The following is a 17,074-nucleotide window of genomic DNA, read 5'->3' as shown; positions in this document are numbered from 1 at the left end:
ATTAAAATTGAATTTTCTCTTCTAAGAAGTTTTTCAATTCCGTGATTGGGATGCGCGTTTGTTGCATCGTGTCGCGGTCGCGGACCGTAACCATGCCATCTTCTTGTGAATCGAAGTCATACGTGATGCAGAACGGTGTACCGATCTCATCTTGACGACGATAACGTTTTCCAATTGAACCCGATTCATCGTAATCGACCATAAAATGCTTCGCCAAGTCTTCGAAAATTTGGCGCGCTCCCTCTGATAGCTTTTTCGACAATGGCAAGACTGCGGCTTTGTATGGAGCCAATGCTGGATGAAGACGCATGACTGTCCGTGTCGTACCATCTTCAAGCTGCTCTTCTTCGTATGAGTCAATCATAAACGCTAATGTGACGCGGTCCGCACCAAGAGAAGGCTCAATGCAGTATGGAATGTAGCGCTCATTCGTTTCTTGATCGAGGTAATGGAAATCTTCACCTGAATATTCCATATGGCGGCGCAAGTCATAGTCTGTCCGTGAAGCGATGCCCCATAATTCGCCCCAACCAAACGGGAATTTATATTCAATATCCGTTGTTGCGTTGCTGTAGTGAGACAATTCTTCTTCCGAATGGTCGCGAAGACGAATGTTTTCGCGTTTCATTCCGAGCGATAAAAGCCATTGTTCACAATATTGTTTCCAATAATCGAACCATTGTAGTTCTTCCCCTGGCTTGCAGAAAAATTCAAGCTCCATTTGTTCAAATTCACGCGTACGGAACGTAAAGTTACCTGGTGTAATTTCGTTGCGGAAGCTTTTTCCGATTTGCGCAATACCAAATGGAAGTTTTTTACGCATCGTTCTTTGCACGTTTTTAAAGTTAACGAAAATGCCTTGCGCTGTCTCCGGGCGAAGATAAATTTCGTTCGCGCTTGTTTCCGTGACCCCTTGGAACGTTTTAAACATCAAGTTAAATTGACGAATGTTTGTGAAGTCGCGGCTGCCGCAATCTGGACATGCGATGTCGTGTTCTTTTATGAGCTCTTCCATTTTTTCAAACGGAAGGCCGTCGACGATCATCTCGATTCCTTTCGCTTCTAACGCGCTCTCGATGAGTTTATCAGCACGATGACGAGCCTTACAATTTTTACAGTCAATCATTGGATCGTTAAAGTTTCCTAAATGCCCAGACGCTTCCCACGTTCTTGGATTCATTAAAATCGCCGCATCTAAACCGACGTTATACGGTGATTCTTGCACGAACTTTTTCCACCATGCTCGCTTAATATTATTTTTTAATTCCGTACCTAATGGACCGTAATCCCACGTATTCGCCAAGCCGCCGTAAATTTCTGATCCTGGGAACACGAAGCCGCGATGTTTCGCATGAGCAACGATTTGTTCCATTGTCACTGCCATTTCTTTTACCTCCTTAATATTTTTTTCGCCATTAAAAAACGCTCACGTCCTCAGGCACAATCGCCTAGGGACGAGAGCGTGACTCCCGCGGTTCCACCCTAGTTGATGCAAAGCTGCATCCACTTTTTCACACGCGCAACTCCGGACTGCCGTTTCACTGAACCTCTTTATCGGGCTTCCACCGTCCCCGACTCGCTAGAAAAGAGCGCTTCAGCTACTATCCATCCTTCATCATTGCTTCAATATTTCATTTGTTAGCTATTTTATCAAATGAAAGAGACGATCGTCAATATCGCCCATCAACCGTCAACGCGAGCCGAGAACGAATCGGTTTTCCGTCCCAAATCACTTCACTTGCCGCTTTTCGCTTCGCTACTTCCGGTTCAGAAAGAAGAAGCCAAAAGTTTTTCGTTGGCAAATCGCCAAGCCCATGTTTGGCGCTTAATCGGTCTAAATACATTTTTCGCGTTTCATTCATTTGCTTCGATAAGTGATCGCCTTCGTTTGAAAATGCATAGAGAACGCTTGCGACAGCGACGCGCTTTACTCGAAATTGCGCGGCAGTGCGCAAAAAGAAATCCCAATCCCAATAATTGTGCACATATGGATCAAAGTACCCAATCGCGTCATGAATGGATTTTCGATATAAACTGCCCGAAGGAACATACGTCGAAAATTTCCGCATTGCTTCGAGATCATATTCATATGCAAATAAAAAGCGATTGATCGGTACGCGTCCCCCGTTTTCCATGCGGTAATGAAAAATTTCCACATCAGAATAAACAAAGTCAACATCTTGAATTTCCTTCACCATTCGTTCGATATGGCACGGCAATAATAAATCATCATCGTCACAAAGCATAATAAACTCGCCTTTTGCCGAACGTACGCCAAGATTGCGCGCTTCCACATGACCGACATTTTGTGCTAATTGAATGAGACGAATGTTCAATTCGGGATACAGTTTAACGACTTCATCGATTTTTTCACCTCCATCATTGACAATGACGACTTCAAAGTGCTGATACGTTTGATGACTTAACGACTCTAAAAGTTCCGCAAGCGGAAGAAGTCGATTATACGTTGCCACAACAACCGAAACAAATGCGTTCAAAGACTCATCCCTGCCCTTTCTTTCGATGTCAACAAAAAAGAAGCTACAATGTCACCATTATAGCTTCTTTTTGCTCATTTATTCCAACTCTTGCTGTTTTGTTTCTGTTCCTAGCAATAAAACGGCCAACACACCGATGAAAATGGCTGCACAAAAAACCGCAAAAATCATCGTAATGGACACTTGTTGCGCAACGAGATAACCGACGACGAGCGGACCAAGAATGCCGCCAATTCGACCAAACGATGCCGCCATTCCCGCACCTGTTCCACGAATAACCGTCGGATATTGTTCTGGCGTGTAAGCATAAAGCGCACCCCAAGCGCCAAGATTGAAGAAGGATAATAAAATTCCAAACGCCATTAACATGGCGGCCGATTCCGCATTTCCGAAGAAATAAGCACTCACCGCTGTACCGATTAAATAAACGACAAGCACAAATTTCCGCCCAACGCGCTCAATCAACCATGCCACACTGAAATAACCTGGAAGCTGAGCAAACGTCATCATTAACACGTATTCAAAACTTTTAATTAAACTAAATCCTTTCATGACCATAACGCTTGGAAGCCATAAAAACATACCATAGTACGAAAAGACAACGGAAAACCAAAGAATCCAAAGCATCGTTGTTTGTTTTGCATACGGCTTCGACCAAACCTCGGTGATATTTTGCCAAATCGAACGTCTTTCCGTTTTTTGAACGACGCGGAAGCGATCTGAATCAGGAAGATTCACCCTCAAATAAAGCGCATAAAGAGCTGGGAGCGCTCCTAAAATCAACGCCATTTGCCAGCCGTATTTTGGAATAATAAAAAACGAAATCAGTGCTGCAATCAACCAGCCCCCCGCCCAAAAACTTTCAAGCAACACAACAACCTTTCCGCGTTCTTGCGCTGGAACGCTTTCGGAAACGAGCGTAGAGGCGACTGGAAGTTCCCCTCCTAATCCCATGCCGATGAAAAATCGTAAAATGAGAAAAACGGTTAACGTTGTCGCCAAGGCTGAAAGACCGCTGCCGATTGAAAATAGTAAAAGCGTAATGATAAAGACATGCTTTCGGCCAATACGATCGGCTAGAAGCCCGAAAACGAGCGCACCAACAGCCATTCCGATCGAGTTAATGCTTCCAATCCACCCCATTTGTTCCGCAGTTAAATTCCACTCTTTTTGCAATGCAGCCATAATAAACGAAAGCATCCCGACATCCATCGCATCAAATAGCCAGCCAAACCCTGCAACCCAAAGAAGCCTCTGCTTTGAAACGACCGCATCTTTACTCATGTCATCCCCTCCGTTGTCACCTGTAAACTTACTGTCTCTTATCATTATATTTCCTTTCCATCTATTGTTCAATGTATAGCCAAAAAAATAAGCGCCGGTTTTCCGACGCTTATTTTAAATTTAATTCATCAGCAGCTATCCTTTTTTGGCTCTTTAATTGAAAAACGTCTTCATGATCCAATCAAAAACGACGCCACCTAAATATACGCCAACCACGCCCATCACTCCTGCTAAAACTGGCGGAGCCGGAAGTGGCAAACGTAAGAATTTGAACACGACGCCAATAACAAGCCCTGCAAGCAAACTTAATAATACATCTTTCATTACATTCCCCTCCGTTTCGTTAATAACTTGCCTTAGACGTTTTACCTTGAACAATAGCTGGACCTGAGCTTGTACCAATTCTGGTTGCTCCTGCTTCAATCATCGCCTGCGCATCAGCTGCGCTACGAACGCCTCCAGATGCTTTCACACCAACGTTTGGTCCAACCGTTTTTCGCATCAAGGCCACGTCTTCTACGGTTGCACCGCCGCTTGCGAAACCAGTCGATGTTTTCACATAATCAGCACCTGCACGAACCGCCATTTCACAAGCGCGTACCTTTTCTTCATCCGTCAATAATGCTGTTTCGATAATGACTTTTGTCAATGCTTTTCCTTTGGCTGCTTCAACGACGGCGCGAATATCGCGTTCAACCAATTCGTCATCGCCGCTTTTAAGCGCACCAATATTGATGACCATATCCACTTCTTGCGCTCCGTGTTCAATCGCTTGTTTCGTTTCAAATGCTTTGACTTCTGGTGTTGTGGCCCCTAAAGGAAAACCGATGACCGTACATACTTTAACAGGGGTTCCTTTTAGCTTTTCTGCGACTAGTTTAACCCAAACAGGATTGACGCAAACGGAAGCAAATTCAAACTTTTTCGCTTCTTCGACTAGTTTCTCAATTTGTTCTTTTGTCGCTTCTGGCTTTAATAACGTATGATCGATCATCTTTGCAATTGATTTCATAAAAATCCCCTCTTCTCTCTATCTTAAATAAACATTCCTGCAATGGATGCACTTAATAAAGATGCAAGCATTCCTGCTAGAACTGCTCTCAATCCCATGCGCGCAATATCGCTGCGACGATTTGGCGCTAAGTTTCCTAATCCGCCAAGAAGAATTCCCATTGAAGAAATGTTAGCAAATCCACATAATGCAAAGCTCACAATCGCAACCGTCTTTGCTGATAACTCTGGAATTTGCGGCGCAAATGATGAATAAGCAACAAATTCATTTAAGATTAGTTTTTGACCGATGAATCCACCAGCTGTAACTGCTTCAGACCAAGGAACACCAATCGCAAATGCTAACGGCGCAAACGCAAAACCTAAAATTTTCTCCAATGTTAAACCGTCATAGTTAAATAATTGACCAATGCCGCTAAGCAATCCATTGATTAATGCGATTAAAGCAATGAATGCAAGAAGCATCGCACCGATGTTTAATGCAAGTTTCAATCCGTCGCTTGCCCCGCGAGCAGCGGCGTCAATAAGGTTCGTTGATTCTACATCTTTTTCCATTTCGAAATGTTCATCTTCCTTAATTTCTTCTGTCTCAGGAACGATTATTTTCGCCATAACCAGTCCTGCAGGTGCCGCCATAAAGCTAGCTGCTAACAAATATTTAAGCGGAACCCCAAGCAATGAATAACCGACAAGAACAGAACCGGCAACAGAAGCTAATCCTCCTGTCATGACCGCAAACAATTCGGATTGCGTCATTTTTGCCAAGTATGGACGAATCACAAGCGGCGCTTCTGTTTGACCAACGAAAATATTTGCTGCTGCAGACATGGACTCTGCTTTACTTGTTCCTAGTAATTTGGCTAACGGACCACCAATTAACTTGATAATCCATTGCATCACACCAATATAATAAAGAACAGAAATTAACGCTGAGAAGAAAATGACAACCGGTAACACTTGAAACGCAAACACAAACCCAATTCCTTTTGCGGCAAACATACCACCAAACAAGAAGTTAATTCCTTCGTTCGCATAGTTAATAACACTTGTAACAGCATTGGTTAACCATTGTAAAAACGCTTTCCCGGCTTCCCATTTTAAAACGATAAACGCAAACATTACTTGGATCGCTAATCCACCTAAAATCGTTCGTGGATTAATCGCTTTTCTGTTGCTTGAAGAAAGAAAACCGATACCGAGCACAACGAAAATACCAATTAATCCCCAAAGAATATTCATGTTGAACACTCCTATTTTTAAAAATTTTATTGACACCATCAAATATAACAGGAAAAAGAACATATGTAAACGTTAACAAGAACAAATGTAAAACAAAATTCATGGATATTACACAAAAATATGCATAAAAAAGAGCGGTCTCTTTAAAGTATTCCCGTTTTTTTTTCGAAAAACCTTAAATGAACACAATAAAAATCACATATTCATTCGCACAAAAAAGCTTGAGGAAATCTCCTCAAGCTTTATCACTATTCCACTAACGCACCTGTTAGCCAACCATGAAGCGAGCTTCACCGCAGATGATGGAAGTGAATTCGTTCTTCCATGGATTATGTTAGAAAAATAAAAAATCAAGTGTAAAACCTATGCGATTTTACACTTGATTACCTATGTTATTTGGATTGTTTCTCCACGTTATCGACCTTTTATTCCTTTTCAAGCAAACATTGAGCGGTAAATTGATCGGTAACTAAGACGTTTGCATATCCTCCTTTTAATGCTCCGCAAATCCCAGCTACTTTATGAACTCCGCCAGCAATGGCAATCGAATATTCTTTTTTTCGCAAATCCTCTAATTCAATGCCAAGTGTTCGAGCATTCAATTCTTCGCTACAAAGATTTCCATTTTGATCAAAAAAGCGTGAACAAATGTCACCAACCGCTTTTGAATAGATGATGCGCAAATCTTCTTCCGTGAAATAACCGAGCTGGAACAGCAAGGATTCCGATTTGATTGGTCCAATTGTGAATACCGCGATATTCGCTTTTCGGCCGAGATCAAGTATTTTGCGAATATGGCGATCTGCTTCCATTGCCTGCTTTACAACCACATGATCGACAATCGCCGGCAAAGGCAAATGATGTACTGTTGCATTGAATGCGCTTCCAAACAAGTGCAAAATATCCGACGCAAACGTATTCGTTTCTGAATGACTAACGCCGCCTTTTAATTGTACAACTTTTACATCTTTTACGTGCTTATGTCTTAACTGCAAAGCGACGTGATAAAGGGTCGTCCCCCATGTCAGCCCAATGATATCGCCGTCTTTTACAATCGAACGCAAATAGTCGGCTGCTTCCTTTCCTAAGTACTTTTTAATAATTCCATCCTGATGCTCTGGAACCGAAACAACGATCGCCTTTTTAAGATTAAACTTCTGCTCAAGTTGCAAAGAAAGATTTTTTATATCTTCGGTAGGATCATTAATTTTAATCTCGACGATCCCTTCTTCCTTTGCTTGCTGCAGCAGTCTCGATACGGTCGGGCGAGACACCCCAAGCTTTTTCGCAATATCGTGCTGGTTGTAATCAAGCAAATAATAAAGCTTCGCCGCCTCTACGACTTTTCTTAGCTTATCTTGTTCCATTCCTTCATCACCTTGCATGCATTAATAAAAAGGAGCGATCTCCCATTTTTGAAGAGATACTCCTTTTTATTTCATAATATTCCTAAACGTGAACATTTGACAAGCAAAAGTTTTAACATAATTTCCACTTTTTTAAATCAAATGATATCCTGTCATTTGCTTGAAAGATGATTTGTTCGTTATTGGAATCCGGGAAAATGCGCGCTGTAAATACTTCTTCGCCATCATTTAAAAAAATTTCAACTGACGACGTATCCAAAAACATACGTAACGTGCGCAATTCATTCAATTGACATTGTCTTTTCTCGACCTGTCCATCAACAAAGCTTTTTCGCTCCAATGTTGCAATGCCATTTTCGTAGTCATATAGAAATTTAGCATTGTCACGAATATGAATGGTCAAAATTCCTCTTCCATCTATCCGCTCTAGAAGCAGCTCGACCGATTGCCCAGAAACATTTGAAAACTGCTTCGTTTCAGACATGAGCGCGACATTTGGATAAACGACTTCTTCTCGGCGAAGCTTCTTTAATTCCTCCACTGGCCGTTGATGCAACTTTCCATTTACCAATTCCAACTCGCGCGGAATCGTCAATGCATGAATCCATTTGTAAGCAATCGTTGGATGTTTGTCCTCATATTGATCTGGAACCCCCATCCATGCAATCAATAATCTTCTTCCTTTCGCATCAACCGTTGTTTGCGGTGCATAAAATTCAAAACCGCGATCTAGTTCGGTAAAATCTCCATGGACGTATTGAATGTTGTTGTAGTCTAACTCGCCAACAAAATAACCCGATTGATATACGTTGTTGTAAAGCATTCCGTTCGGCTTTAAACCTTGCGGACAAACAATTAAAACATCTTTTCCGTCAAGCTCAAACAAATCTGGGCATTCCCACATATATCCAAAATCTCCGTCATGTCCACCGGCAATCGCACCTAGATGCTCCCAGTTCGTCAAATCTTTCGAACGAAACAGTACCGCTTTTCCGTCTAAATTTTCGCTTTGAGCGCCAACGATCATGTACCAGACATCGTCTTTTTTCCATACTTTCGGATCACGAAAATGAGCTGTATATCCCGATGGAAGCTCTAAAACAACACCTTTTTTTGTAAAATCCGTTCCATTTTCCGATACCGCCATACATTGATACGTGCTTCGCTCGCCTTTTTCGTCTTTTACATTTCCTGTATAAAACAACGTTAAGGTGCCATTATGATCAATTGCACTTCCCGAATAACATCCATCTTTATCAAACCATTCACTCGGTGCTAACGCAATTTTTTCATGTCGCCAGTGGACGAGATCGGCAGATGAATAATGCCCCCAAAATTTTGCGCCGTGACCGGTTTTAAACGGCATCCATTGATAAAAAACGTGATACGTTCCACGCCAATGAATGAAGCCATTCGGGTCATTCATCAATCCAACAGGAGGCATAAGATGGTATCGAAGCCGATAAGGATCTGCATTGACAATGGCTTGATTTTTTTCAATTTCTGCTTCAGCTAGTTGAATCAGTTGTTGCTCTCTCGCTGATTTCATATTGACCATCCCTTATTTAAAATTTGTTGTACTTGTTGTAACGTTGGCAACGCCGTCATCGCACCTTTTGTTGATGCGGCTAACGCGCCTGAAACGCTCGCAAAACGCGCCATTCGCTCGACTTCTTGCAACGTGAGAGAATCAAGCGTACCTTCATATTCGTTCAGACAATATAAAATTCCTGACACAAACGCATCTCCCGCTCCGGTTGTATCAACCGCTTCCACCTTTAAAGCAGGGATAAAGACGGATCCTTCTTTTGTAAACACATAGCTTCCTTTAGCGCCAAGCGTAACGAAAATAAGTGGAATGTTGTAAGAAGAGAGGGCATCGATTCCTTTTTCGATTTCCTTTTCACCTGTTATAAATTCCAATTCTTCTTCCGAAATTTTTAAAACGTCCGCTTTCGGCAGCATCGAAATGATCATTTCGCGCGCTTGTCCTTCGCTCTCCCATAAACCGAGGCGCAAGTTTGGATCGTACGAAACGATCATTCCGTTTTCCTTCGCTAAGGAAACCGCCTTTTTCGTTGCGCTACGAGCAGGTTCGCTAATGAGCGAAATGGAACCAATATGTAAAATTTTATGCTGATGGAATATGGATTCATCGATCTCGTTTTCTTCTAAAAAGCGATCGGCGCTCGGATTAATATAAAAATCGAAGCTTCGCTCGCCATTTTCAGCCAATGTGACGAACACGACTCCGGTACGAACCTCTTTGCTGAGCAACATAAAAGACGTGTTGACGCCGTATGCCTCAAGCGTTTCTTTTAAAAATGTTCCTAATACATCTTTTCCGACTTTGCCAAGAAACGTCGACTTTGCCCCTAACCGCGCAACACCGACGGCAACATTCGCAGGAGCGCCACCCGGGCTTTTTTGATAGACCGTATTTGTCGCATCAAGCGGAATAAAATCGATTAACGCCTCACCCAAACTAATGATACCTTTTTTCATCATCGTTCCCCCTCCACCTGATTGCAAAAATAGGCGAGTGAATGCTCGCCTATTTTTCTTCTTCTTTGAATCCTAATAACAATGTTGCCACAAACGCAGTCACAACCGCGATCGCAAATCCGATGAGGTAGTTGACTAAGTTTTCCATTCCCATCGGTGCCACAATCGCAATCATTGGAATACCTGTTAATCCGTACGCGTTGGCAACGACGTTTGTAAATACAACGTACGCTCCGCCAAACGCTCCGCCGATCGCTGCGGCAATGAACGGCTTACGATATTTTAAGTTTACACCGAAAATAACCGGCTCTGTAATTCCTAAAAACGCTGAGAATGCGGAAGGCAGAGCGATCTCTTTCGTTTTTGTGTGTCTTGACTTAAAGAAAACAGCTAAACCCGCGCCGCCTTGAGCAACGTTGGCCATTGACCAAATTGGCAATAAATAGTTTTTGCCAATATCCGCTAACAACCCAGCTTCAATCGCATGAAAGCTATGATGAACACCGGTAATCACAATCATGGAATATAAACCACCGAAAATCAGTCCTGCTAATGCGCCGCCCGTATCATACACAAAGTTTAATGTTGTCGTAATTCCTTTACCGAGCATGTTTCCAAGCGGACCAATCGCTAAAATAGTCGTAAATCCTGTCAAGATGACGGTGATAAATGGAGTGACAAGCAAGTCGACAGAATGTGGAACGACTTTGCGCAAATTTTTTTCAATTTGGCTCATCACATACGTCGCTAACAAAATTGGAATGACCGTACCTTGGTAACCAATCATGGCGATATCCAAGCCAAGAAAATGGAGATATTCTGGCTTTGCATTCGCTAATCCCCAAGGGTTTAACAGCGTAGGGTGCGTCATAATTCCGCCGATGACCGCTCCTAAAAACGGATTCCCGCCAAATTCTTTCGCTGCGCTATATCCAATTAAAATAGGCAAAATGATAAACGCAGCACTTGAAAACATATCTAACAGAACAATCCAAGCACTATCTGCCGCAACCCATTTAAATGCCTTCATCATACCGAGAAGACCCATTAACAAACCGCTCGCCACAATCGCTGGAATAATCGGCACGAAAATGTTGGATAACGTTTTTGCCAATCGAGCAATCGGATTCATTTTTTGTTTCACAGCTTCTTGATGAGCATCTGCGCTCACATGTTGTAAACCAGCTTCTTTTACAAATTGCTCATATACTTTATTCACAACACCTGTTCCGAAAATGATTTGGTACTGGCCAGAACTTGCAAAAGCCCCTTTCACTCCATCCATATTTTCGATCGCCTTTTGATCGACTTTTTTCTCATCGCGTAAAACGAGACGAAGACGTGTCGCACAATGAACCGCACTGACAATGTTCTCTTTTCCGCCTAAAAGCGGAATTAACTGTTTAACCATTTCTTGATAATTCATCTTTTTCCCTCCTCGTTCATTCTTTATCGTTTAAAAACAAAAAAGACCTAAAACGTACAAAGATGTTTTTCACATCTTTCGTACATTTTAGGTCTTGCCTGCTAACATGCAGTCACAATCCCGCAGTATTCATTTTTAATGCGCTTTCATTTTAGCGTATTTCACCTTTTTGTCAATATTATACAAAAATTTTAAACTTTGCTTGTTAATCGCTGAATGTGCAATGTAATATAAGCAAGTTCGGCATCAGGAAAGTCAATGCCATACTCATCTTTAGCATATTGTGACATTTTTAACGCACAAGCAAATTCTTTTTCGTATTTCGTTTGAATTAAGCGAAACATGTCTTCATCCATCGCATGAAACGGCTCTCCGTTTTCGATTCGGTTTAGCGCAAAACGCAAATGTGTCAGCAGACGTTGATACGAAAAGCTCTCTTCATCGATATTCATGTTTAATTCTTTTTCAATGATTTCAATCATTTCGCGAATAAGGGATGTTTGCTGCAGCGTTTTGTTCATGCTCGCTGCATCCATTTTCGCTGTATGAATATGAAGCGCAATATGTCCAACCTCATCATCAGGAATCTCGATTCCAAGCCGCTCGCGAATGAGCTGCTTCGCCCAAAGGCCAATTTGATATTCTTTTTTGTACAGCACTTTAATTTCATTTAACAATTTATTTTGAATTTGATATCCTTGTTGAATTCGTTCGATCGCAAAAGATAGATGATCGGTTAACGCGATATGGATATGGTTGTTAAGAGGAGCTTGCAGCTCCCCTTCAGCGTAACTAATAATTTCCTCAGCGATTTGAATATGTTCCTCTGGAAGTGTTCGCAATAACTCTTGAAACTTTTCATTTTCGTCTTCCATCACGAAAATTTTTTCAATTTTTGCCCGGGGAACGATGTCATTTTTTCGCTTTTGGAATGCAATTCCTGGCCCCATCACAATTTTTTCTTGCCCTTCGTCTAACACAACCACCGCGTTATTGTTTAAAATTTTATGAATCCTTAACGCCATCTTTCGTCCCCTCAACGAACAAAGTTTTTACTACTATTATATCCTGCATCAACCTTTCTCTTAAGTAAAAACTTATTTTGCCTTGACGGTCATGATGGTTATTTCACCTTTTTGTCCCATCACATTTTCCACTTTTTCTAAATGATCAACAAAATCCCCATTTGTAATAATGATAGGCGTCATCGTACTTTTGGCCTTCTCTTTTACTAATTCCAAATCGAATGTAATTAAACGATCTCCAGCTTTGACGCGATCTCCCGCCTGAACATGCGCTTCAAATCCTTCTCCGTTCATGTTGACAGTCTCAAGACCGATGTGAATCAAAATCTCTAACCCAGCTTTGGAGCGTAATCCAACCGCATGTTTGGTCGGAAAAACCTGAATGATTTCACCATCGACAGGTGCAACAACGACGCCTTCTGATGGCTCAATCGCGACTCCATCGCCCATCATTTTTTGCGAAAAAACTGGATCAGGAACTTGATCAATCGAAACGATCTTCCCTGTTAACGGGGCAACCAGTGTTTCTGTTTTCTCTTTTTTCCCGAATAATTTCCCGAAAATCAACGTAAATCCCCTTTCTAAAAAAATGCAAAAAAGACCTAAAACGGCACACGTCTCCCCATGCACTCGCTTTAGGTCTTGCCTGCTGAACGCAGTCACAATCCCACAATATTCTATTTCTGTCTATTAGACTAGTGCAAAGCCTTTCATTTGTCAAACGGATTTTTTTACGCAAAAAAATGATAAAATAACATTTAAGAACAATACAGAGAAACGGAGCGTGTTCGATGAATCCATTTGCGACAAATTTTGATAGTTTAGAAGAGTTCGCGGATCGCGTTAGTGAAGTGTTACAATGTCCGATTACGATCGAAGATGCCAATCACCGTTTAATTGCTTACAGCACACATGAACATTACACTGATCCAGCTCGAACCGCAACGATTATTAATCGCCGCGTTCCCGAAAAAGTCATTAACAGTCTATGGAGAGAAGGCGTCATTCCAAAATTACTAAGCTCCGATGAACCGGTTCGTGTTGACACAATTTCTGAAGTTGGACTCGGCAAACGAGTCGCCATTTCGATTTGGAAAAATAAAGAAGTGTTAGGGTTTATTTGGGCGCTGGAAATGAACCGCACATGGACCAATAAAGATTTTGAACTGCTCAAACAAGCAGCAAAAGCAGCAAAAAACTTGCTGTTGCAACTGCAAATTCGCAAAAACAAAAAAGAAGAACGAGTACAAGAATTTTTTTGGAAACTGCTCACCGGACACTTTACATCGCATGATGAAATAAAAGAACATTTTCATTTGCTGCATATTCCGATTCATCATCCGTTTTGTGTTATCGTTTTTCGTTTTAAGCAAGAAATTCAATCGGATGTAGAAAGGCAAATTAATTATATTTTAAAAACAACTCAACAAATTCATATCCCGCTTTACACGATCGATCATCGCCAACTCATTTTACTTGCCATCCCAAAATCGATGGAACAATCCTCAAATGAAGTAAAACATTTTTTGAATTCGTTCATTTCACAAATGAAAGAACGCTTTCATGTCGATGTCATTGATGGCGGATTTGGTGGAATATATGATCACTATACGGAAATTAAAAAAAGCTACAAAGAAGCATTAACGGTTTTGAAAATGAAAGAAACATTCGGAAAGCAAATGAAAATGGTTGATAGTTATCAAGAACTCGGTATTTACCAATTTTTCGATTTGCTTCTTGAAAAAAAACGTGAAGGCGAGTTTCGTAACGAAACGCTTATCAAACTAAAACAATATGATGAAAAACATCATACCAATTTAGTAAAAACGCTTGAAGTATTTTTAGATCTCGACAGCAACGTCAACGAAACAGCCAAAGCATTAAACATTCACCCAAATACGCTCGCTTATCGATTAAAACGAGTAAGCGAAGTGGGGGAAATTGATTTAAAAAATATCAACCAAAAACTCAAGCTTTATATCGATATCAAACTCGATCAATACGGAAACACGTAGCTTTTGTGGAAATCCACAAAAGCTTATTTTCTCTTTCTCTTTTCTTAACAAAGAATAAATCATAAAAATCATTTATACTGTAGATAATAGAATAAGACAACATGAAAGGGGAAACATCGAATGATTATCGGGGTTCCAAAGGAAATTAAAAACAATGAAAATCGTGTTGCGATTACTCCAGCAGGAGTTATGTCATTTGTAAATGCCGGTCATAAAGTATTAGTTGAAAAAGACGCTGGAATTGGAAGCGGTTTCACTAATGAAGCTTATATGAATGCAGGAGCGGAAATCATTGAACGTGCCGCGGATGTATGGGCACAAGCAGACATGGTGATGAAAGTAAAAGAGCCGCTACCAAGCGAATACGACTACTTCCGACCAGGATTAATTTTATTCACTTACTTGCATCTCGCTGCAGAACCTGAACTCGCTCGCGCATTAAAAGAAAAAGGCGTGATTGCGATCGCTTATGAAACGGTGCAAGTTGGTCGCACATTGCCTCTTCTTACACCAATGAGCGAAGTAGCAGGACGCATGGCCGCACAAATCGGGGCACAGTTCCTTGAAAAGACAAAAGGCGGAAAAGGTATTCTTCTTTCTGGCGTACCAGGTGTAAGCCGCGGAAAAGTAACGATTATTGGCGGCGGTGTCGTCGGAACAAACGCAGCAAAAGTAGCGATCGGATTGGGTGCTGACGTCACAATCATCGACTTAAGCGCAGAGCGTCTTCGCGAATTAGATGATATTTTCGGAAATCAAATTAACACGTTAATGTCCAATCCAATGAACATTGCCCAAGCAGTTGCCGAATCTGATCTTGTTATCGGCGCCGTCTTAATTCCAGGCGCAAAAGCTCCAAAACTTGTCACAGAAGAAATGGTAAAAGCGATGGAACCAGGTTCCGTCATCGTTGACGTAGCGATCGACCAAGGTGGAATTGTTGAAACAAGCGATCACGTTACAACGCACGATAATCCAACATACGTTAAACATGGCGTTGTTCATTACGCAGTCGCCAACATGCCTGGAGCAGTTCCAAGAACATCCACATTAGCGTTAACAAACGTAACCATGCCATATGCGTTGCAAATCGCTAACAAAGGCGTTCGCAAAGCGATTGCAGACAACCCTGCATTACGACTTGGTGTCAACGTTGCTAACGGCGAAATCACGTATGAAGCCGTAGCAAGAGATCTTGGTTACGAATACGTACCAGTCGAAGTGGCATTAGAAAAACAGCTTTCTTTATAATGTCCCCCATCAAATTTATAAAAAGCCGATGCGTCATCAAAGCATCGGCTTTTACTATATTACAATACTTTCGATAAAAACAATTTTGTTCGTTCATGTTTTGGTTGATCAAAAATGTCACTTGGTGTTCCTTCTTCCACAATCACTCCGTCATCCATAAAAATCACACGATCCCCGACTTCGCGCGCAAATCCCATTTCATGCGTCACGACCACCATCGTCATTCCCTCTTTGGCTAACTGTTTCATAACGGATAGCACTTCCCCAACCATTTCAGGATCTAATGCGGATGTTGGTTCGTCAAATAACATCACTTTCGGCTCCATCGCTAACGCGCGCGCAATCGCCACGCGCTGCGCTTGTCCACCTGATAACGAATCCGGAAATACGTGCGCCTTATCTTGCAATCCGACTTTCGCCAACAATTGCATCGCTTTTTCTTTTGCTTTTTCGATTGGCCATTGCCGCACTTTTACCGGAGCGAGCGTAATATTATCAAGCACCGTCATATGCGGAAATAAATTAAAACGTTGAAACACCATCCCGACTTCTTCGCGCACTTTATTAATGTCCGTATTCGGATCTTTTAAATTGAATCCATCAACAATAACTTCTCCTTCGTCAAAATTCTCTAAAAGATTTAAACAGCGTAAAAATGTTGATTTTCCTGAACCTGAAGGTCCAATGACGACAACGACCTCTTTTTCTCGAATATGAATGTCAATCCCTTTTAACACTTGTACGGTTCCATATGATTTCCTTAAATTCGTGACCCGAATCATGTTTGATACCTTCTTTCTACATGGTGTAACACTTTGTTGAGCGTGAGAGTAAGAATTAAGTAGATAAGTGCAACCGTTAAGTAAGGCTCCCACACACGATAATATTGCCCTTGCAACGCTCTCCCCCAATACATTAATTCAGGCGCAGCGATAACGGCAGCGAGGGAAGAATCTTTAATAAGAACGATAAATTCGTTGCCAAGCGGCGGGATCATCCGCTTCACCGCTTGCGGCAAAATGACGTAACGCATCGCTTGAACATGCGTCATTCCAAGCGAACGCGCCGCTTCCATTTGGCCTCGATCAATCGATTGAATGCCCGCGCGGAAAATTTCAGCGATATATGCCGCTGCATTCAACGAGAGCGAAATCGCGCCGGAAGCGATGGGATTTGGCTGCGAAACAAAGAGCGGCATAAATCCGAAATGAATAAGCAAAATTTGCACAAATAACGGGGTGCCTCGAAAAAAATGAACATACCATTCAAATGGTAATCGTAACATTCGATTTTTTGACATTTTCCCAAGACCAATGACTAAACCAAGAATGGTTCCGAAAATAATTCCGATTAACGAAAGTCCGATCGTCCATAAAACCCCTTTGAAGAAAAAAGGAGCATATTCGGCAATAATATCAAAACGAAAATTCATCTCTCTCACCTTTCCCTATAA

Annotated in this window: 16 protein-coding genes; 2 read left to right on the top strand and 14 right to left on the bottom strand. The window is 41.7% G+C overall.

Annotated elements, in window-relative coordinates:
- Position 1: 1 nt before the first annotated feature.
- The 12 genes from EDD69_RS02015 to EDD69_RS01960 all read right to left on the bottom strand — a co-directional run bounded on the left by EDD69_RS02015 (position 2) and on the right by EDD69_RS01960 (position 12,919).
- Positions 2-1,384 carry a glycine--tRNA ligase gene (locus EDD69_RS02015; protein ID WP_132947290.1) on the bottom strand — a complete coding sequence of 461 codons (1,383 nt, stop codon included), beginning with the start codon at positions 1,382-1,384 and terminating at the stop codon, positions 2-4.
- A 286-nt stretch (positions 1,385-1,670) separates the two neighbouring features.
- On the bottom strand, positions 1,671-2,498 hold the full coding sequence (locus EDD69_RS02010; RefSeq protein ID WP_132947289.1) for a glycosyltransferase family 2 protein: 828 nt from the start codon (positions 2,496-2,498) through the stop codon (positions 1,671-1,673).
- Between the two features lie 78 nt (positions 2,499-2,576).
- The gene (locus EDD69_RS02005) at positions 2,577-3,782 is read right to left on the bottom strand and encodes an MFS transporter (protein WP_132947288.1); all 1,206 of its coding nucleotides are present in this window, start codon (positions 3,780-3,782) and stop codon (positions 2,577-2,579) included.
- 153 nt (positions 3,783-3,935) lie between these two features.
- The gene (locus tag EDD69_RS02000) at positions 3,936-4,106 is read right to left on the bottom strand and encodes a XapX domain-containing protein (protein ID WP_132947287.1); all 171 of its coding nucleotides are present in this window, start codon (positions 4,104-4,106) and stop codon (positions 3,936-3,938) included.
- Between the two features lie 19 nt (positions 4,107-4,125).
- Positions 4,126-4,794 carry a deoxyribose-phosphate aldolase gene (deoC, locus tag EDD69_RS01995; RefSeq protein ID WP_132947286.1) on the bottom strand — a complete coding sequence of 223 codons (669 nt, stop codon included), beginning with the start codon at positions 4,792-4,794 and terminating at the stop codon, positions 4,126-4,128.
- Positions 4,795-4,817: 23 nt separating this feature from the next.
- Complete coding sequence (locus EDD69_RS01990) at positions 4,818-6,032, bottom strand: NupC/NupG family nucleoside CNT transporter (protein ID WP_132947285.1); 1,215 nt, start codon at positions 6,030-6,032, stop codon at positions 4,818-4,820.
- A gap of 425 nt (positions 6,033-6,457) precedes the next feature.
- Entirely contained in the window at positions 6,458-7,399 is a 942-nt protein-coding gene (locus EDD69_RS01985; RefSeq protein WP_132947284.1) for a sugar-binding transcriptional regulator, read from the bottom strand.
- Between the two features lie 112 nt (positions 7,400-7,511).
- A complete protein-coding gene (locus EDD69_RS01980) occupies positions 7,512-8,948 on the bottom strand; it encodes a glycoside hydrolase family 32 protein (RefSeq protein ID WP_132947283.1) in 1,437 nt (478 codons plus the stop codon).
- Entirely contained in the window at positions 8,945-9,904 is a 960-nt protein-coding gene (locus tag EDD69_RS01975) for an aminoimidazole riboside kinase (protein WP_132947282.1), read from the bottom strand. Before EDD69_RS01975 ends, EDD69_RS01980 begins: the two co-directional genes overlap by 4 nt.
- A 49-nt stretch (positions 9,905-9,953) precedes the next feature.
- Complete coding sequence (locus tag EDD69_RS01970; RefSeq protein ID WP_132947281.1) at positions 9,954-11,330, bottom strand: sucrose-specific PTS transporter subunit IIBC; 1,377 nt, start codon at positions 11,328-11,330, stop codon at positions 9,954-9,956.
- Positions 11,331-11,521: 191 nt separating this feature from the next.
- Positions 11,522-12,355, bottom strand: coding sequence for a BglG family transcription antiterminator LicT (gene licT / locus EDD69_RS01965; protein WP_132947280.1), 834 nt, complete (start codon positions 12,353-12,355; stop codon positions 11,522-11,524).
- A gap of 72 nt (positions 12,356-12,427) precedes the next feature.
- Positions 12,428-12,919 carry a PTS sugar transporter subunit IIA gene (locus tag EDD69_RS01960; protein ID WP_132947461.1) on the bottom strand — a complete coding sequence of 164 codons (492 nt, stop codon included), beginning with the start codon at positions 12,917-12,919 and terminating at the stop codon, positions 12,428-12,430.
- Between the two features lie 227 nt (positions 12,920-13,146).
- Here EDD69_RS01960 and EDD69_RS01955 point away from each other — a divergent pair, with 227 nt between their 5' ends.
- The gene (locus EDD69_RS01955) at positions 13,147-14,370 is read left to right on the top strand and encodes a PucR family transcriptional regulator (RefSeq protein WP_132947279.1); all 1,224 of its coding nucleotides are present in this window, start codon (positions 13,147-13,149) and stop codon (positions 14,368-14,370) included.
- Positions 14,371-14,490: 120 nt separating this feature from the next.
- A complete protein-coding gene (ald, locus tag EDD69_RS01950) occupies positions 14,491-15,621 on the top strand; it encodes an alanine dehydrogenase (RefSeq protein ID WP_132947278.1) in 1,131 nt (376 codons plus the stop codon).
- A 59-nt stretch (positions 15,622-15,680) separates the two neighbouring features.
- Here ald and EDD69_RS01945 read toward each other — a convergent pair whose 3' ends face one another.
- A complete protein-coding gene (locus EDD69_RS01945; protein ID WP_132947277.1) occupies positions 15,681-16,403 on the bottom strand; it encodes an amino acid ABC transporter ATP-binding protein in 723 nt (240 codons plus the stop codon).
- Entirely contained in the window at positions 16,400-17,053 is a 654-nt protein-coding gene (locus EDD69_RS01940) for an amino acid ABC transporter permease (protein ID WP_132947276.1), read from the bottom strand. Before EDD69_RS01940 ends, EDD69_RS01945 begins: the two co-directional genes overlap by 4 nt.
- Positions 17,054-17,074 lie beyond the last annotated feature (21 nt).

It is taken from the genome of Thermolongibacillus altinsuensis, assembly GCF_004341205.1.
GTDB lineage: Bacteria > Bacillota > Bacilli > Bacillales > Anoxybacillaceae > Thermolongibacillus > Thermolongibacillus altinsuensis.
The sequence above is the reverse complement of the archived record's forward strand: the minus strand, read 5'-3'. Positions and strand labels throughout refer to the sequence as shown.